Origin of the sequence: Arthrobacter sp. ISL-72 (genome assembly GCF_018613755.1) — a bacterium.
In the GTDB taxonomy this organism is placed as follows: Bacteria; Actinomycetota; Actinomycetes; order Actinomycetales; family Micrococcaceae; genus Arthrobacter.
Genome location: NZ_JAGGPP010000006.1, coordinates 376,643 through 393,718, shown reverse-complemented (window position 1 = coordinate 393,718; position 17,076 = coordinate 376,643). Strand labels below are relative to the sequence as shown.

Annotated in this window: 17 protein-coding genes and 1 tRNA gene; 13 read left to right on the top strand and 5 right to left on the bottom strand. The window is 64.9% G+C overall.

Features of this window, described 5'->3' with window-relative positions; all coding sequences use genetic code 11:
* Positions 1–59: 59 nt before the first annotated feature.
* Both J7I92_RS07255 and J7I92_RS07250 read right to left on the bottom strand, forming a co-directional pair.
* Positions 60–665, bottom strand: a complete 606-nt coding sequence (locus J7I92_RS07255) for a hypothetical protein (protein WP_214838905.1) — start codon at positions 663–665, stop codon at positions 60–62.
* Positions 666–884: 219 nt separating this feature from the next.
* Positions 885–967: transfer RNA gene (locus J7I92_RS07250), tRNA-Leu, on the bottom strand.
* 165 nt (positions 968–1,132) lie between these two features.
* On the opposite strand from J7I92_RS07250, the gene J7I92_RS07245 reads away from it, so the two are divergent.
* Together J7I92_RS07245 and J7I92_RS07240 are read left to right on the top strand one after the other, a co-directional pair.
* The gene (locus J7I92_RS07245; RefSeq protein WP_214838903.1) at positions 1,133–2,437 is read left to right on the top strand and encodes a M20/M25/M40 family metallo-hydrolase; all 1,305 of its coding nucleotides are present in this window, start codon (positions 1,133–1,135) and stop codon (positions 2,435–2,437) included.
* 36 nt (positions 2,438–2,473) lie between these two features.
* The gene (locus J7I92_RS07240) at positions 2,474–3,637 is read left to right on the top strand and encodes an acyl-CoA dehydrogenase family protein (protein ID WP_214838901.1); all 1,164 of its coding nucleotides are present in this window, start codon (positions 2,474–2,476) and stop codon (positions 3,635–3,637) included.
* Between the two features lie 59 nt (positions 3,638–3,696).
* Here the strand turns inward: J7I92_RS07240 and J7I92_RS07235 are convergent, their stop codons facing one another.
* A complete protein-coding gene (locus J7I92_RS07235; RefSeq protein ID WP_011692010.1) occupies positions 3,697–3,930 on the bottom strand; it encodes a DUF5703 family protein in 234 nt (77 codons plus the stop codon).
* A gap of 39 nt (positions 3,931–3,969) precedes the next feature.
* Between J7I92_RS07235 and J7I92_RS07230 the strand changes: the two genes are divergently transcribed.
* Positions 3,970–4,239, top strand: coding sequence for a hypothetical protein (locus J7I92_RS07230; RefSeq protein WP_214838900.1), 270 nt, complete (start codon positions 3,970–3,972; stop codon positions 4,237–4,239).
* Positions 4,240–4,282: 43 nt separating this feature from the next.
* Here J7I92_RS07230 and J7I92_RS07225 read toward each other — a convergent pair whose 3' ends face one another.
* Positions 4,283–5,218, bottom strand: coding sequence for an aldo/keto reductase (locus tag J7I92_RS07225; RefSeq protein ID WP_214838898.1), 936 nt, complete (start codon positions 5,216–5,218; stop codon positions 4,283–4,285).
* Between the two features lie 52 nt (positions 5,219–5,270).
* Between J7I92_RS07225 and J7I92_RS07220 the strand changes: the two genes are divergently transcribed.
* Both J7I92_RS07220 and mshC read left to right on the top strand, forming a co-directional pair.
* Complete coding sequence (locus J7I92_RS07220) at positions 5,271–6,104, top strand: undecaprenyl-diphosphate phosphatase (protein ID WP_214838896.1); 834 nt, start codon at positions 5,271–5,273, stop codon at positions 6,102–6,104.
* A gap of 15 nt (positions 6,105–6,119) precedes the next feature.
* On the top strand, positions 6,120–7,397 hold the full coding sequence (mshC, locus tag J7I92_RS07215; protein WP_214838894.1) for a cysteine--1-D-myo-inosityl 2-amino-2-deoxy-alpha-D-glucopyranoside ligase: 1,278 nt from the start codon (positions 6,120–6,122) through the stop codon (positions 7,395–7,397).
* A gap of 71 nt (positions 7,398–7,468) precedes the next feature.
* Here mshC and J7I92_RS07210 read toward each other — a convergent pair whose 3' ends face one another.
* The gene (locus tag J7I92_RS07210) at positions 7,469–8,374 is read right to left on the bottom strand and encodes a PAC2 family protein (protein ID WP_214838892.1); all 906 of its coding nucleotides are present in this window, start codon (positions 8,372–8,374) and stop codon (positions 7,469–7,471) included.
* 151 nt (positions 8,375–8,525) lie between these two features.
* On the opposite strand from J7I92_RS07210, the gene J7I92_RS07205 reads away from it, so the two are divergent.
* From J7I92_RS07205 to prcA, 8 genes are all read left to right on the top strand, one after another.
* Complete coding sequence (locus J7I92_RS07205; RefSeq protein WP_214838890.1) at positions 8,526–9,275, top strand: HAD family phosphatase; 750 nt, start codon at positions 8,526–8,528, stop codon at positions 9,273–9,275.
* Positions 9,268–10,455, top strand: a complete 1,188-nt coding sequence (locus J7I92_RS07200; protein ID WP_214838888.1) for a site-2 protease family protein — start codon at positions 9,268–9,270, stop codon at positions 10,453–10,455. The genes J7I92_RS07205 and J7I92_RS07200 overlap by 8 nt, the downstream gene beginning before the upstream one ends.
* Before the next feature lie 104 nt (positions 10,456–10,559).
* The gene (locus J7I92_RS07195) at positions 10,560–11,630 is read left to right on the top strand and encodes a tRNA (adenine-N1)-methyltransferase (RefSeq protein WP_251039547.1); all 1,071 of its coding nucleotides are present in this window, start codon (positions 10,560–10,562) and stop codon (positions 11,628–11,630) included.
* A gap of 82 nt (positions 11,631–11,712) precedes the next feature.
* Entirely contained in the window at positions 11,713–13,494 is a 1,782-nt protein-coding gene (gene arc / locus J7I92_RS07190) for a proteasome ATPase (protein ID WP_214838886.1), read from the top strand.
* Positions 13,491–15,164 (top strand): depupylase/deamidase Dop, encoded by a 1,674-nt coding sequence (gene dop / locus J7I92_RS07185; protein ID WP_396020362.1) that lies wholly within the window; start codon positions 13,491–13,493, stop codon positions 15,162–15,164. The genes arc and dop overlap by 4 nt, the downstream gene beginning before the upstream one ends.
* Positions 15,165–15,249: 85 nt before the next feature.
* Entirely contained in the window at positions 15,250–15,453 is a 204-nt protein-coding gene (locus tag J7I92_RS07180) for a ubiquitin-like protein Pup (protein ID WP_214838883.1), read from the top strand.
* An 85-nt stretch (positions 15,454–15,538) separates the two neighbouring features.
* Positions 15,539–16,366, top strand: coding sequence for a proteasome subunit beta (gene prcB, locus J7I92_RS07175; protein ID WP_214838881.1), 828 nt, complete (start codon positions 15,539–15,541; stop codon positions 16,364–16,366).
* A 1-nt stretch (position 16,367) separates the two neighbouring features.
* Entirely contained in the window at positions 16,368–17,075 is a 708-nt protein-coding gene (gene prcA, locus J7I92_RS07170; RefSeq protein ID WP_214838879.1) for a proteasome subunit alpha, read from the top strand.
* Position 17,076 lies beyond the last annotated feature (1 nt).

The following is a 17,076-nucleotide window of genomic DNA, read 5'->3' as shown; positions in this document are numbered from 1 at the left end:
CACTGCAGTGGCCCTCGAATGGCGTGAGCGGGCCCTTTCGCACTGTCGCGGCTGGACGCTCAGTAGGCCTGGACGTTCGTGACAGCATCAGCGATGAGGTCACCGTCCAAGCGGATGGACTGCTCCGGCATCCCGGCGTCCTTCCACTGGGCCACGAGCCGAAGGCCGCCCTTCTCGGGAAGCGGCCAGATCCACAGCCGCGCCGAACCCGTCAGCTGGTCATCTCCGCCGCTCCCGCCTTGGCCGTTGACCATGAGGACCGGCCCGGCGACTGCTTCGCTCCCGTCAAACATGCCCGGACGGACGTGCGCCGACGTGGTTTTTTGGCCGTCGGGAAACTCGATACCGAAGAGGAGTCCGGAATCAGGATCGACCTGGAATCCCGGGCCCGGGGGAGGCTGCCGGAAAAACCGCTCGTTCACCGCGGCCCACTGCCGGTCCGGTTCGTCGGTGCGCCGGACCGTCCAGACCACATGGACCGCACAACCGGTTGAAAAGACTTCTGCGCTCGTAACCGCCACGACGAGGCCCGGCGTCCGGTGCAGGAACTTTCCCACATGGATGGTCACCGGCAGTTCATTTAGGGGCGGACCAGCCCACACCGGCACGTGGCGGGGAGTCCGGGGACGCTCAGGAGGGTCCGGCAGGTCCTGGAAGAACGTCATGATGCCACCTCAACGCGTCGGCCTGGACGGCGGGTTGGCCCCTTCTTCCGGGCCGCTGCGGCTCTGCAGTGTGTGAACTTTGCCATGAAGACCTTTCCCCCTGTCGGCACTTCTGGTCCGAGTGTACGTGAGCCCGTTGCCATCGCACAGGTCCCGTAGTGCACAGGCGGAAACAGAAAAAAACCCCTGGAATCCTTGGATTCCAGGGGTTTTCCCTTGTGCGCGGAGGGGGACTTGAACCCCCACCCCCTTTCGAGGACTAGCACCTCAAGCTAGCGCGTCTGCCATTCCGCCACCCGCGCAGGTGGTATTTCGGGGATCCTCTTCGCCTTTCAGCGTTTTGGATTTCTCCGAAGCAGCGAGAAAGACTCTAGCACGACTTTTCGGGAAACAAATAATCGGGGCTCGCAGGGGGCTTGTGGGTAGGCTGAAGCCAGCAATCAAGCGGCCCCCACGAGGAGTGAAACATGACTGAAGTACGCCCCGAGGATGAAGTAGTCAGGATCTGCCAGGAACTGATCCGGATCGACACTTCGAACTACGGTGACGGTTCAGGGCCGGGGGAACGGGCGGCCGCGGAATACACAGCAGGCCTCATCACCGAAGTCGGGCTGGACGCAGAGATTTTCGAATCGGCGCCGGGGCGGGCGAATGTCATAACGCGGATGGCAGGGGAGGACCCCTCGGCCAGCGCATTGGTGGTGCACGGCCACCTGGACGTTGTGCCGGCCCTCAAGGAGCAGTGGTCAGTTGACCCGTTCGGCGCAGAACTCAAGGACGGCCTGATCTGGGGCCGCGGCGCCGTGGACATGAAGGACATGGACGCCATGATCCTCGCCGTGATGCGGAACTTCGCCCGGACCGGACGCAAACCCAAGCGGGACCTGATCTTCGCCTTCTTCGCGGACGAGGAGGCCGGCGGAACGTACGGGGCCCGCTACGCCGTCGACAACCGGCGGGAACTTTTCGACGGCGCCACAGAGGCAATCTCGGAAGTCGGCGGCTTCTCAGCCACCATCGGCGGGCAGCGGACCTACCTCCTGCAGACCGCCGAAAAGGGGCTCTCCTGGCTGCGGCTGGTGGCGCACGGCCGCGCAGGCCACGGCTCCCAGATCAACACGGACAACGCCGTCACACGCCTCGCCAGCGCCGTCTCCCGCATCGGCGAGTACCAGTGGCCGGTGGAGCTGACGCCCACCACCCGGCAGTTCCTTGACGGCGTGACGGAACTCACGGGCGTAGAGTTCGATCCGGACGACCCCGAGAAGCTGCTCAAGGAACTCGGAACCGTGGCACGGTTCGTGGGAGCCACGCTGCAGAACACCACCAACCCCACCCTCCTCAAGGGCGGCTACAAGCACAACGTCATTCCTGAGTCCGCCGAGGCCCTGGTGGACTGCAGGACGCTGCCCGGCCAGGAGCAGCAGGTGCTGGAGATCGTCAGGGAGCTCGCGGGCACCGGCGTCGACGTTTCCTACGTCCACAACGACGTGTCCCTTGAGGTGCCGTTCGCGGGCAACCTGGTGGACTCCATGATCGATGCCCTGCACGCCGAGGACCCGGGCGCCAAGGTCCTGCCCTACACATTGTCCGGCGGCACGGACAACAAGTCGCTGAGCAGGCTGGGCATCACCGGGTACGGCTTCGCGCCGCTCCAGCTCCCGGACGAGCTCGATTTCACGGGCATGTTCCATGGCGTGGACGAGCGGGTGCCGGCGGATTCCCTCAAGTTCGGTGCAAGGGTGCTGGACAGGCTGCTGACCAACTACTGAGCCCACCAGTTTCCCGAAGACCACGAAAGCCAGGCCATGACACCGGACCAGATCCTCACGGACCCCCTCCTGGAACGCATCCGGGACCGTGCCGCCCGGTACGACCAGGACAACGTGTTCTTCACCGAGGATCTGGAGGAACTCGCCGCTGCGGGGTACCTCAAGATTTTTGTGCCGGCCATCGACGGCGGGCTTGGCCTCGGGCTTGCAGCGGCGGCGCAGCTGCAAAGAAGGCTGGCGACGGCGGCCCCGGCCACAGCGCTGGCGGTCAACATGCATTTGGTGTGGACCGGCGTCGCCCATGTCCTGGCCGCCCGGGGCGACGCCTCGCTGGACTTTGTCCTCCGGGAGGCCGCCCAGGGCGAGATCTTCGCGTTCGGAAACTCAGAGGCCGGCAACGACTCGGTGCTTTTCGATTCACGGACCGTCGCCATGCCGCACCCCGACGGCAGCTACAGCTTCACCGGCCGGAAGATCTTCACCAGCCTCTCTCCGGCGTGGACCCGGCTGGGGATCTTCGGGAAGGACAGCGCCGCCCGGGGAGGCGACGGCGAACTGGTCCATGGCTTCATCCGCAGGGACACCGCCGGGTACGAAATCCTCGACGACTGGGACACCCTGGGCATGCGGGCCAGCCAGTCGAACACCACGGTGCTGGACGGAGCCGTGGTGCCGCCGGACCGCGTCTTCCGGAAACTTCCGGTGGGGCCCAACGCCGACCCCTTGATCTTCGCGATCTTCGCCTGCTTCGAGACACTGCTGGCCGCTGTCTATACCGGCGTCGGCGAGCGGGCGCTGGGCCTGGGAGTGGAGGCGGCCAAGCGCAGGACATCGTTCAAGAACGACGGGCGCAGCTACGCCCAGGACCCGGACATCCGGTGGAAGGTGGCAGAGGCCGCCATGGCCATGGACGCCCTGTATCCCCAGCTGGCGGAACTGTCGCGGGACGTGGACGCGTTGGTGGATCACGGGAACCAGTGGTTTCCCAGGCTCGTGGGACTGAAAGTCCGGGCGACGGAAACCGCGCGTACTGTGGTGGACCTGGCAATCCGGGTGTCCGGCGGATCGAGCTACTTCAGGGGTTCGGAGCTGGAACGGCTGTACCGGGACGTGCTCGCCGGGATGTTCCACCCTTCGGATGACGAGTCAGCCCACAACACGGTAGCCAACGCGTGGCTGGGGCCGCTCGAGACCCCTTAGCTATCCGGCAGGCCCCTGAGACCACGGAGCCTCAGGCGGCTTCCTGAGAGCATGCAGCCTCAGACGGTGCGCTGGACCTGGATGACTTTCCGGCGCAGCCAGAAGCGCCTGCCCCCGCCTACATACAGCCGGCTCCGCTCCAGTTCCCATTTCCCGTATTCGGAATGCTCAACCAGCCGGCGGCGGGCCTCAGGCAGCGAATCCTCAGGGCCGACCGTCAGTACGAGGTACTCGTACTGCCTCGCGTAGTCCCGCTCCCGCTGGACTGAACTGCTCAGAAAATGTTCTTTCATTGCTCTCCATTTTCGTCCTTTTCCGGCTAACGTGAAGTCATGAGCATCGATCCGCGTGTCGCGCTTCAGTCCCTGACCACAGCCCTGGAAGAACACCTGATCGCAGCCTCCGCACGGCGGGGCGAAGGAGACCCAACGGTCGAAGCGGCGTTCTTTGCCGTTGCTGATGCCTTCGAAGTCTATGACGATTCACTTTACGAGGCCTACGGCGAGGTGACTCCCCTGGAGGTCATCGACGACGTGGAGGAAGTCGACGAAGACGAAGAGGGCGTCGAGGAAGACGAAGACCTGGAGATCGTCGACGACTGAACCGGCTCCCTAGCTCCGGACTGCCGGGTCCGCTCCTAACTGCTTATTCCGCTGCTGAAACGTCTTCCAGTGCGCGTGCGATTTCCGCGGGCAGCTGCGTCAGCTGCGAATCCAGTATTTCCTTGAGCTGCACGGGGGATCGCGCACCCACGATGGCCGTAGCCACGCCGTGCTGCGACAGCAGCCAGCTCAGGGCGACATCAATTGATGACCGGCCAAGTCCCCGCGCCGCCATCGCGACGGCCTCCACGATCCGGGACGAAGGCTGGTCCAGGTACGGTTCCACGGAGCTTGCCAGGCGTTTCTGCGCCGCCCGCGAATCGGCCGGTATGTGCCCGCGGTATTTGCCGGTCAGCACGCCGCGGCCCAGGGGAGCCCAGGCGAACAGGCCGAGGCCGGCATCTTCGATGGCCGGAATGAGTTCGGTTTCGGACCTCCGCTGCAGCAACGAGTATTCGGACTGGCTCGCCACCAGCGGGAAGCCTGCCACCGCCGCCGCCTTGGCCGTCTGCCACCCCGCGAAATTCGATATACCGGCATAGCGGGCGCGGCCCGTGCGTACGGCGAACTCGAGGGCTGACAGGGTCTCCTCGAGCGGGACGTTGGCATCCCAGGCCTGGGCGAACCAGATGTCGACATAATCCGTGCCGAGCCGGGCAAGGCTGGCATCGAGGCCGGACAGCATGGCGTTACGGGACGTATCGATGCTCCGCCGGCCGTCCGACGTCGAAATCCCGGCTTTGGTGGAAATCACCACCTCCGAGCGTGAGACAACGTCACCCAGCATCGATCCCAGGAGGGCTTCAGCCTGACCCTCTGCATATGAGGCGGCAGTATCTATAAGGGTTCCACCGGCGTCGACAAATGAGTGCAACAGTTCCGTGGCATCCTGTTCATCCGTTTCCCGTGCCCACGACATGGTGCCCAGGGAGAGTGAGGACACGCGCAACCCACTGTTGCCGACATAACGCTGCTGCATAGCAGTTAGCTTACGGGGATTCATCAGGCTTGATGACGTAGGGTCTATAAACGTGAACTGGTTTGAAGTGGCCCTGCTGGGTCTTGTCCAAGGGCTGACTGAATTCCTCCCGATTTCCTCTAGCGCCCACCTGCGCATCGTCGGTTCGTTCCTGCCGAATGCCGCGGACCCGGGAGCGGCCTTTACCGCCATCACCCAGCTCGGAACCGAGACCGCAGTCATCGCCTACTTCTGGCGGGACATTGTGCGAATTATCAAGGCCTGGTCCGGGTCGTTGAGGCGGCGCGTGCCGTCGGACGACCCCGATGCCCGCATGGGCTGGCTGGTCATCCTCGGCAGTCTTCCCATCATCGTCCTTGGCCTGGCGTTCCAGGACCAGATCGAGTCCGTGCTGCGCAGCCTTTGGATCGTGGCGACGATGCTTATCGTCTTCGGGCTGATCCTCGCCGTGGCAGATGCAGTGGGTTGCCAGCAGCGCGACCTGGCCAAGCTGACCTACAAGCACGGCATCCTCTACGGCCTGGCGCAGGCCATGGCACTCATCCCCGGGGTATCGCGGTCCGGCGGAACCATCACGGCCGGCCTGCTGATGGGGTACACCCGCGAAGCCGCGGCCCGGTACTCCTTCCTCCTCGCCATCCCCGCAGTTTTCGGCAGCGGCGTGTACCAGCTGTACAAAGTCGTCTCCAACGACGGCATCACGGGCCCCTACGGCTTGCCGGAAACGGCCCTGGCAACTGTCATCGCTTTCGTTGTCGGATACGTCATCATCGGCTGGTTCCTGAAATTCGTCTCCACCCGCAGCTACCGGCTCTTCGTCTGGTACCGCATCTTCCTCGGCCTGGCGCTCTACTTGCTGCTCGGTTTCAATGTCATCAGCGCCTAGCACTAGGCTTGCTCTGTGAAATCCTGGATCTCCCGCCCCGTCCCTCAGCTTCCGGGCCGCATGGCCGCCGTCCGACTTTTCGACACCGTCGAGGGGGACTACAGCACCCTTGAGGCCACGGGTGAACAGTCCCTGTACGTCTGCGGAATCACCCCTTACGACGCAACCCACATGGGGCACGCGGCGAGCTATGTCGCCTTCGACTTGCTGAACCGCGCCTGGCGGGACGGCGGCCAGCGCGTTGCCTACGTCCAGAACGTGACCGACGTCGATGATCCTCTCCTCGAACGGGCAACGGCCACCGGCGTGGACTGGCGCGAGCTTGCTGCAAGCCAGATCGAACTGTTCCAGACCGACATGTCAGCCCTCAATGTTCTCGCCCCGGACCACTACATCGGGGCGGTCGAATCCATCCCGGAAATTGTTCCCGCAATCGAGCGCCTCCTGCATGCCGGGCTGGCCTACCGTGTGGCCGGCGCTACCGGTGAGCCCGACGGCGACATCTATTACGACGTCGAGGCCGCCGGCAAGCAGGCAGCGGACGCCGGGGCGTGGACCCTGGGCTCAGTGTCCGGCCTGTCCGAAACCGAAATGCTGGAACTGTTCGCGGAGCGCGGCGGCGACCCGGGCCGGGGCGGCAAGCGCCAGGCCCTTGACCCGCTTCTTTGGCGCGTAGCGCGCGCAGGTGAACCCAGCTGGCCCGGAGGCGAACTGGGGGAGGGCCGGCCTGGTTGGCACATTGAGTGCACAGTCATCGCCCAGAAATATTTGCCAGCCCCGTTCACGGTCCAGGGCGGCGGTTCCGACCTCATCTTCCCGCACCACGAAATGGGTGCCGGCCACGCGTATTCGCTTTCCGGTATGCCGCTGGCACGGCACTTTGCCCACGCCGGAATGGTGGGCCTGGACGGCGAAAAGATGAGCAAGTCCAAGGGAAACCTGGTGCTTGTGTCCAAACTGCGGGCCGACGGCGAAGAACCTGCTGCCATCCGCCTCGCGATCCTTGCCCACCACTACCGCAGTGACTGGTCCTGGACGGAAGCCGGCTTCGCGGAAGCCAAAGCTAGGCTGGACGGCTGGCGCGCAGCGCTGTCCATGGCGCCGGAGGGTTCGGCAGCGGCCCTCATAGCCGAGATGCGCAAGGAACTGGCCAACGATCTCGATGCTCCCGGCGCCCTCGCGGCTGTGGACCGCTGGGCCGCCAACACACGGGAGCAGGCGGTGGCGGCCTCGGCGATGGACCAGGCGCTCGTCAGCGACGCCGTGAACTCCCTGCTCGGCGTCGAACTCTAACTTCCACTGGAAAAAGCTGAGGTGCCCGGCCAACTGCGCCGGGCACCTCAGCTTTTCTGGTACAGCCGTTATTACTGTTTGTCCTTGCCGCGGCGTTTGAGGTACCGCTCGAACTCGCGGGCGATGGACTCTCCGCTCGCTTCGGGAAGATCGGCGGTGTCCTTCGCTTCTTCCAGTTGCCGAACGTAGGCCGCGATCTCCGGGTCCTCCGTGGCGAGTTCATCCACCCCGCGCTCCCAGGCGTCGGCTTCCTCCGCCAGTTCGTGGGTGTCGAGGGGTACCTGCAGCAGTTCCTCGATCCGATGAAGAAGGGCAAGCTGGGCCTTGGGCGAGGGAGCCTGCGCAACATAATGCGGTACGGCCGCCCAGAGGGAAATCGAGGGCAGTCCCGCCAGCAGGGCCACTTCCGAGAGCACCCCGACGATCCCCACCGGCCCCTCGTACTGGGATGCTTCCAGGTTCATCCGTTCCCGGAGTGCGCTGTCGTCCGTGGAGGTACTGACGGGGATGGGCCGGCTGTGGGGCACATCTGCGAGCAGCGCACCCACGAGGATGACGTAGTCAACGTTCAGGGCCTCGGCATGGACCAGAAGTTCGGCGGTGTAGGCGCGCCACTTATAGGACGGCTCCGTGCCCTGGACAAAGATCACATCGACATTCGCGTCGGGGGCGCTGGCCTTGAAGATCCGTGTGGAAGGCCATTTGATCTTCCGCTCCCCGGACGAGGTCCTGCGGATGGTGGGCCTGGTGAACTGGAAGTCGTAGTATTCGTCGGCGTCAACCGAGGCCACCTTCTTGCCGCCCCACAGTTTGTTCAGGTAACGAAGGGCGTCACTCGCTGCTTCGCCGGCATCGTTCCAGCCTTCAAATGCAGCGAGCATCACGGTAATGCGCTGGCCCTCTGGCACAGGCTGCAGCAGCCGCTCGGGCTCGGGCGTGGCACCCGGTTCGCTGGTGTCTCCGTCGAAGCTATTCATTTCTTCACCCTACGTCCAAGACCCCGCCGGGTGCATGAATTGAAGCGCCATGATTGTTCGCCGAGCCGCAGCAACGCAGGGAATCCTGCAGGATATTCGCCAAGGGCGTACTGCAGGCTGCGCGGGATTGCCGCACCGTAGACTTGGGGCTATGCGATCCTCAGCTTCCCAGCCACTTCTCAAAGCCGCTTTATGGGACATGGATGGCACGATTGTCGACACCGAGCCGTACTGGATTGAGGCAGAGCACGCGCTCGTTGCAGCCCACGGCGGACAGTGGTCCCATGCCCAGGCCATGCAGCTGGTGGGACAGTCCCTGGTTTTCTCGGCCGGGATCCTGCAGAACGCCGGGGTGAAGCTTGAAAAGCGCGAAATCATCGACACCCTGACGGCCCAGGTCATCAGCAAGGTCCGCAAGTCCGTGCCGTGGCGGCCCGGTGCGCGGGAACTGCTCGACCAGCTCCACGAAGCAGGCGTCCGATGCGCGCTGGTGACAATGTCCGAAGGGCCGCTTGCGCGCGAGATCGTCGCCAGCCTGCCGAAGCCCTACTTCGAATTCCTGGTAACCGGGGACACCGTTACCAACGGCAAGCCCCACCCCGAGGCCTACCTTAATGCGGTGGAACTCCTGCAGCAGGCGGACCCGGACCTCACCATCCACGAATGCGTTGCGCTCGAGGATTCGGCGCCGGGCGTGGCTGCGGCCATGGCCTCTGGAGTGATAACCGTGGCCATCCCGCACATCGTTCCGCTGCCCGCCGATCCCGCCCGGGCCACCTGGCACTCCCTTGAAGGCCGCACGGTCGCCGAGCTGCAGCAATTGGTGGCCCGTCGCAGCGAATTCCCGGCAGGGGACGCCGGACTTGAGGACGCAGAAGTCCGGAGCCACGCCCTTGACTGAACCAGCTGGCGGCACGGCCACCAAGGTCCCCAACAACCGCAGGGAAGGCATATCACTGGGCCGCATCGCCGGCATCCGGGTGGTCCTCGCATATTCGTGGTTCGTCATTGCGGCGTTCACGGTGATTGTTTACGGGCCGGTGCTTGAGGGCCAGTTTCCGAACATGGGCATCGTGGCCTACTACGTAGCCTTCGCCTATGCCCTGCTCCTGCTGGTCTCCGTTCTGGTGCACGAACTCGCACATGCCCTGACCGCCAAGATTTTCAATTGGCCCACCGAGAAGATCGTGTTGAATCTCTGGGGCGGCCACACCCAGTTCGAAGGGTTCACCGCCACGCCCGGCCGTTCAGTACTTGTGGCGATGGCCGGCCCCGCCGCCAACTTCGTTCTGGCCGGTGCAGGCTGGCTGTTCATCCTGGCCGCGGACCCTTCCGGGGTGCCGGGGATCCTGTCCAATATCTTTGTCTGGGCGAACTTCCTGATCGGCATCTTCAACGTCCTGCCGGGGCTTCCCCTCGACGGCGGGCGCCTGGTGGAGTCCGCCGTCTGGAAAGCCACCGGAAGCCAGGAAAAGGGCACCGTTGCCGCGGGCTGGGCAGGCAGGATCATCGTCGTCGCACTGGCCATCTGGTTCGTCCTGCTCCCGCTGGTGCGCGGCGATCGCCCCGACGTTTCGCTGATGCTCATCACCGTGCTTGTGGGCAGCTTCCTCTGGATGGGAGCCTCGGCCTCCATCCAGCACGCGCGGCTCCGCAGCCGGCTGCACCTTGTCAACGCCGACGCCCTCGCTGAACCCGCCGTCGGGATCCCCGAATCGTCAACAGTGGCCGATATCCGCCGGCTTTCCCCGCAGGGCACGCCTGCCGTCATTCTGTGTGGGCCGGAAGGGCGGCCGGCAGGCATCGTGGACGTAGCCGCCGTCGGCTCCGTTCCCGCCTGGGCCGCAGCAACAACGCCTGCCACCGCGGTGTCGCACGCCCTGAGCGCAGGAGCCTACGTGCCGGAGTGGTCCCGGGGCCAGGAGCTGGTGCAGTACCTTGCCCAGCTCGAAGGGCACGAGTACGCAGTGGTTGATCACAACGGAAAAGTCACCGGCCTGCTCCGGCAGTCAGCCGTGGTGAGCGCCATTACAGGCAAAGAAATGCGCCGCAGCGGGCGCGCGAAGGTCCAGAACCGGTAGAGTTACCTGCCGGCCGTGAATATCGGCGCGCCCCGGGCCGGCGGCTTGGTGACCGGCCGCCGTCAGGCACGGCCACACAGGTTTACAACAGCGAGGAATAACCCATGAGCAGCGAAACTGCCGCCAAGAATACGAACATGCCGGCCGACACCGCGGACAGCTCAGTCGCAGCCGGGGGACAGCCTGTGGGCGCAGCCCGTCGCCGCGGACCGTTCCGGGAGGGCGAGCGGGTACAGCTGACTGACGAGCGCGGCCGGATGAACACGATCACCCTGGAAGCCGGGGGAGCCTTCCATACCCACCGCGGCTTCCTGAACCATGACGAAATCATCGGCAAGGTGGACGGGTCCGTTGTCACCAACAACGTTGGCCAGCAGTACCAGACGCTCCGTCCGCTGCTCTCGGACTTCGTGCTGTCCATGCCCCGCGGCGCGGCGGTGGTCTACCCCAAGGACGCCGGCCAGATTGTCACCATGGCGGACATCTTCCCCGGCGCCCGCGTGGTCGAGGCCGGCGTAGGTTCCGGCGCCTTGTCCATCTCGCTGCTGCGCGCGGTGGGCGACAACGGCTACCTGCACTCCTTTGAACGGCGCGAGGAATTCGCGGACATTGCCCGCGGCAACGTGGAAACCATCTTCGGCGGCCCGCATCCCGCCTGGAAGATTTCCCTCGGGGACTTCCAGGAAGAAGTGGTCCGCAGCGAAGCTCCCGGCTCCGTGGACCGGGTGGTGCTGGACATGCTCGCCCCCTGGGAATGCCTCGACGCCGTAGCCACCGTCCTGGCCCCCGGCGGGGTATGGATCAACTACGTGGCAACCGTCACGCAGCTGTCCAGGACGGCAGAAGCCATCCGCGCCGACGGCCGCTTCACCGAGCCCGACGCCTGGGAATCCATGGTCCGCGGCTGGCACCTTGAAGGCTTGGCCGTCAGGCCGGACCACCGCATGGTGGCCCACACGGGCTTCCTGCTGGTCACGCGCAGGCTCGCGGACGGCGTCACCGGAATCTCGGTGAAGCGCCGGCCGTCCAAAACGGAGTTCAACGAAGAGGACGTCAACGCCTGGACTCCCGGCGCCGTAGGCGAGCGGCTCGTCTCGGACAAGAAACTCCGCCGCGCTGCACGCGATGCAGTCGCCGGAACCAACGTCAAGGACGACCCGGAGGTCACGAACTAGTCCGTATTTCGGATGTCTCCAGCAGTACCCGGCTTCTTGGGGCTATGGTCTTAATAGAAGCGCAGGAAGGGGCTGATGGATCATGGACACTCCGAACAACGACTCCTCACGGACACCGGACGAGGCTGCAGGGGCAGTGGAACCTGAGAACGCACGGTACGTGGCCAACGAACTCTCCGTTGCGGACCGGCAGGTGAACATCCTCCGGGACAAACTGCGGCACATTGACCGCCAGCTTGCCGCCGCGACGCAGAACAATTCGAAGCTTGTGGGCATGCTGGAAACCGCCAAGGCGGAAATCCTGCGTCTCAAGAACGCCTTGGATCAGGAGGGCCAGCCACCCTACAGCTTTGGCACGATTCTGCAGCTGAACCCCAAACGGCAACCCAGCGCCGGCAACAGCGGGCAGGCAGCCACGGAAGAGTCGGTGGACATCTTCAACGCCGGCCGCAAGATGCGCGTTGGAGTGAGCCCGCTGGTGAATATGAGCCAGCTTGCCGTGGGGCAGGAAGTGCTCCTCAACGAGGCACTGCTGGTGGTGGCGGGGCTCGGCTACGAGCGCGCGGGGGAACTCGTCACGCTCAAGGAAATGCTGGGCGCTGACCGGGTCCTGGTAGTGGGGCGCGCGGACGAGGAACGCGTCATCCGGCTCTCGGGAGCCCTGATGTCGGAGAAGCTCCGCGTGGGCGATGCCCTCTCCATCGACTCGCGAACCGGCTATGCCCTGGAGAAGATTCCGCGCTCCGAGGTGGAGAACCTGGTTCTCGAAGAGGTCCCGGACATCACCTATGAGGACATCGGTGGCCTCGGTCCGCAGATTGAACAGATCAGGGATGCCGTGGAGCTCCCGTTCCTGCACCCCGACCTCTACCGCGAACACGGCCTCAAAGCGCCCAAGGGCATCCTGCTCTACGGCCCGCCGGGCTGCGGCAAGACGCTGATCGCCAAGGCGGTGGCCAATTCCCTGGCTGCCCGCGCCGCGGAGCGCACCGGAAACATTGACCTGAAGAGCTACTTCCTGAACATCAAGGGCCCCGAGCTCCTGGACAAGTACGTCGGCGAGACGGAGCGGCACATCCGCCTGATCTTCTCGCGGGCACGCGAAAAGGCCTCTGACGGCAGCCCCGTTGTGGTGTTCTTTGACGAAATGGATTCGCTGTTCCGCACCCGCGGCACCGGCATCTCCTCCGACGTCGAAACGACCATCGTGCCCCAGCTCCTCAGCGAGATCGACGGCGTTGAGCGCCTGGATAACGTCATAGTCATTGGCGCGTCAAACCGCGAGGACATGATTGACCCGGCCATCCTGCGCCCGGGCCGGCTGGACGTCAAGGTAAAGATCCAGCGGCCGGATGCAGAGGCCGCGGCCGATATCTTCTACAAGTACATCACCACGGACCTCCCGTTCCACGAGTCCGATCTCGCGGAACACGGCGGCGACGTGCAGGCGACGGTCGACGCCATGATCCAGCGCACCGTTGAGGCGATGTACTCCACCGAGAAATCCAACGAGTACCTCGAAGTGACCTACGCCAACGGGGACACCGAGATGCTGTACTTCAAGGACTTCAACTCCGGCGCTGTGGTGCAGAACGTGGTGGACCGTGCCAAGAAGTACGCCATCAAGGACCTCCTGACCACGCAGCAAAAGGGGATTCGGATCGACCACCTGCTGCGGGCGGTCGTGGATGAGTTCCGCGAACACGAGGACATGCCCAACACCACCAATCCCGATGACTGGGCCCGCATTTCCGGCAAGAAAGGCGAACGCATCACGTACATCCGCACGATTGTGCAGGGCAAGGCAGGGCAGGAACCCGGGAAGTCCATCGAGACAATGCCCAACACGGGCCAGTACCTGTGACGCCGCGCAGCGAAGTCGCACCCGGCGGTCCGCTTCCCGCCGGCGGCGTCATGCGGGTCATGGGATCCGAAACCGAGTACGGCATCCACGCGCCGTCGGCACCCACTGCCAACGCCACCATGATGTCCGCCCGGGTGATCCAGGCCTATGCGCAGCTGACCCGCCAGCGCGCCGCCGGCGGTGCGGAAACACGCTGGGACTACACGGATGAGGAGCCCCTTCACGATGCCCGCGGGTGGACCTTGGAGCGGAGCCAAGCGGATCCGAGCCAGCTGACCGACCAGCCCCCGGTCCTGGACGCCGAGGCCGTGGCCCTGGCGTACGGGCGGGAGGAACTGGAGCAGGACGGCGAGGACGAGACCGGCTCGCTCCTGATGAACATGGTGCTGGGCAACGGTGCACGCCTCTACGTGGACCATGCGCATCCGGAGTATTCGAGCCCGGAAGTCACCAATCCGCGCGCCGCCGTCGCGTGGGACGCTGCCGGCGACGTGGTGGCACTGTCCGCGGTTCGCAGGATGGCGGCGGATCCGCAGCTTCCGCCCGTGAACCTGTACAAGAACAACACGGACAACAAATCGGTCTCCTACGGCTCGCACGAGAACTACCTCATGCCCCGCGCGGTGCCCTTCGGCGACATCGTCCGCGGTCTGACGCCGTTTTTCATCACGCGGCAGATCATGTGCGGTGCCGGCCGGGTTGGGCTGGGCCAGGACAACTCCCGGCCGGGGTACCAGATCAGCCAGCGCGCTGATTTCTTCGAGGCTGAGGTCGGCCTGGAAACAACCATCCGGCGGCCGATCATCAACACCCGCGACGAGCCGCACGCCACGGCCGACAAGTACCGCCGGCTGCACGTGATCATCGGGGACGCGAACCTCAGCCAGGCATCCAACTACCTGAAGTTCGGGACCACGGCCATGGTTCTCAGCCTGATTGAAGCCGGCCTGGCCCCGCGCATTGAAGTGCACGAGCCCGTGGCTGCGCTGCAGGCCGTCAGCCATGACACGTCGCTGACGGCCACGCTCCGCCTTGTCGACGGCCGCCGGGTGAGGGCGCTGGACCTGCAATGGATGTACCACGAGGCAGCCGCCAAGCTCGCCCAGGACACGGGGGTGGGCGATGCCGTGGACGGTGACGGACACACCCATGCCTTGCTGGAACGCTGGGCGGCGACGCTGACGGACCTCGACAGCAGCCGGACCGCCGCCGCCTCCTCGGTGGAGTGGCTGGCCAAGCTGTCCCTGCTGGAGGGTTACCGGCAGCGGGACGGGCTGGAATGGAACGACGCCCGGCTGGGCCTGGTGGACCTCCAGTGGGCGGACGTTCGGCCGGAAAAGGGTCTGTATTACCGTTTGCTTGCCCGGGACCGGATGGAGCGGATCGTCGGCGACGAAACCATCGCGCGGGCGGTGACGGAACCGCCGTCGGACACCCGCGCCTACTTCCGCGGCCGCTGCGTGAGCAGCTTCAGCAAGGACGTGGTCGGCGCCAGCTGGGACTCGGTCATCTTTGACGTCCCAGGCCACGGACGGTTGCAACGGGTCCCCACGCGCGAGCCCCTGAGGGGGACGGAAGCCCTCACCGGGGGCCTGTTTGCCAGGCACAAGGACGCCGGATCATTCCTTGGTGAACTGCTGGGACAAACTCCGCCTCCGCCACCGGCATAAAGCACCCCACCGCGGCTTAAGGCGTGGCAATATGGGCTTACAGGATGTCCCCTCTCACAGCGGGGACGGATAGAAGGAGAAGGAAATGGCAGGCCAGGAGCAGCAGCAGCCGCAGTCACGGGACAGCGAATTCGAAGACGACGCCCCCGCAACGCCGCCCGCATCCGGGGACGCCCAGGCATCGGCAGCCACCCAGGGTGTGGACGACCTTCTGGATGAAATCGACGGCGTGCTCGAATCGAACGCCGAAGAATTCGTCCGGGCCTTCGTCCAAAAGGGCGGTCAGTAAGGCCCAGGCTGCCATCGCCTGAATGGAGCACGGCAGCCGCGACGCCCGAAGAGACGTTGACCCACCACGTTGAAGGAGTGCATCAGTGCAGGACACAACAGCCAACCAGGTAGCTGCCAACGCGACGTCATCATTCACTGAACACCTCCAACGCAACAGGCCGGGTTTACTTCCTTACAATCAGCCGTTCCCGGCAGCGCTTGCCGGCACCGGTTCACAGCCGCTACAGGCGCCCCACGCCACGACCATCGTTTCGCTGACTTACGACGGCGGTGTCCTGATGGCCGGTGACCGCCGCGCCACCATGGGGAACGTGATTGCCAGCAGGCACATCGAGAAGGTCTTTCCGGCCGACCGGTATTCGGTGCTGGGAATCGCCGGCACCGCAGGCATCGCCATCGACCTCACCCGGCTGTTCCAGGTAGAGCTGGAACACTACGAAAAGATCGAGGCAACCATGCTGAGCCTGGAAGGCAAGGCCAACCGGCTCGGGGCCATGATCCGCGGCAACCTGCCCATGGCCATGCAGGGCCTGGCCGTGGTGCCGCTGTTCGCCGGATTCGACCTGCCGGCAGGCGTGGGCCGACTGTTTTCCTACGATGTCACCGGGGGACGGTACGAGGAACAGGAACACCACGCCGTCGGTTCGGGTTCCGTGTTCGCCCGCGGATCACTCAAGAAGCTCTGGCGGCCCGGACTCAGCCGGGAAGAATCAGTAGCCGTAGCGGTTGAAGCCCTCTACGACGCAGCGGACGACGACTCGGCAACGGGCGGACCGGACCCGGTCCGGCAGCTGTGGCCGGTTGTCTACACCGTGGACCGGAGCGGCGCCAGGCGGGTACCGGACCATGACCTGGCCGCGGTAGCCGGGACCATCATCGAGGCCAGAACCTCAGCGCGGCGGGAGGCCTGATATGACTCAACAGTTTTATGTGTCGCCCGAACAGCTGATGAAGGACCGTGCGGATTTCGCACGGAAAGGAATTGCCCGGGGCCGCTCCGTGGTGGTGATCAGCTGCGAGGAAGGTATTGCCCTGGTTGCTGAGAATCCGTCGCCGTCGCTGCACAAGATCGGTGAAATCTACGACAAGATCGCCTTCGCCGCCGTCGGGAAGTACAACGAGTTCGAGAGCCTCCGCCAAGCCGGTGTGCGGTACGCGGACATCCGCGGCTACTCGTACGACCGGGAAGACGTCACGGCCAGGGGACTGGCCAGCGTTTACGCTCAAAGCCTCGGTGCCGTGTTCACGGCGGAACAGAAACCGTTCGAAGTGGAACTCGCGGTGGCGGAGGTGGGAAGCAGCCAGGCTGACGACCACCTGTACCGCCTGACGTTCGACGGTTCCATCGCTGACGAAAAGGGATTCATTGTGATGGGCGGCCAGGCCGATAAAGTGGCCGAGACCGTGGAAGGCGGGTGGCAGCGGGAACTGAACTTCGCCGGTGCCATCAGGCTCGCAATGAAAGGGCTGGTCACCGATAAGGAAGCCGGCGAACTGCCGGCTTCAGCACTTGAAGTGGCAGTACTGGACCGCGGTTCGGAAGGCACCCGGGGATCCCGGCGGGCTTTCCGGCGCCTTGGCGACGACGAGATCGCCGCCCTGCTGTCTGAGGAGAACTGAA

Coding starts and splice junctions, on each gene's coding strand:
- J7I92_RS07255 (WP_214838905.1), bottom strand. CDS start 665: ATGACGTTCTTCCAGGACCTGCCGGACCCTCCTGAGCGTCCCCGGACT.
- J7I92_RS07245 (WP_214838903.1), top strand. CDS start 1,133: ATGACTGAAGTACGCCCCGAGGATGAAGTAGTCAGGATCTGCCAGGAA.
- J7I92_RS07240 (WP_214838901.1), top strand. CDS start 2,474: ATGACACCGGACCAGATCCTCACGGACCCCCTCCTGGAACGCATCCGG.
- J7I92_RS07235 (WP_011692010.1), bottom strand. CDS start 3,930: ATGAAAGAACATTTTCTGAGCAGTTCAGTCCAGCGGGAGCGGGACTAC.
- J7I92_RS07230 (WP_214838900.1), top strand. CDS start 3,970: ATGAGCATCGATCCGCGTGTCGCGCTTCAGTCCCTGACCACAGCCCTG.
- J7I92_RS07225 (WP_214838898.1), bottom strand. CDS start 5,218: ATGCAGCAGCGTTATGTCGGCAACAGTGGGTTGCGCGTGTCCTCACTC.
- J7I92_RS07210 (WP_214838892.1), bottom strand. CDS start 8,374: ATGAATAGCTTCGACGGAGACACCAGCGAACCGGGTGCCACGCCCGAG.
- J7I92_RS07205 (WP_214838890.1), top strand. CDS start 8,526: ATGCGATCCTCAGCTTCCCAGCCACTTCTCAAAGCCGCTTTATGGGAC.
- J7I92_RS07195 (WP_251039547.1), top strand. CDS start 10,560: ATGAGCAGCGAAACTGCCGCCAAGAATACGAACATGCCGGCCGACACC.
- arc (WP_214838886.1), top strand. CDS start 11,713: ATGGACACTCCGAACAACGACTCCTCACGGACACCGGACGAGGCTGCA.
- J7I92_RS07180 (WP_214838883.1), top strand. CDS start 15,250: ATGGCAGGCCAGGAGCAGCAGCAGCCGCAGTCACGGGACAGCGAATTC.
- prcA (WP_214838879.1), top strand. CDS start 16,368: ATGACTCAACAGTTTTATGTGTCGCCCGAACAGCTGATGAAGGACCGT.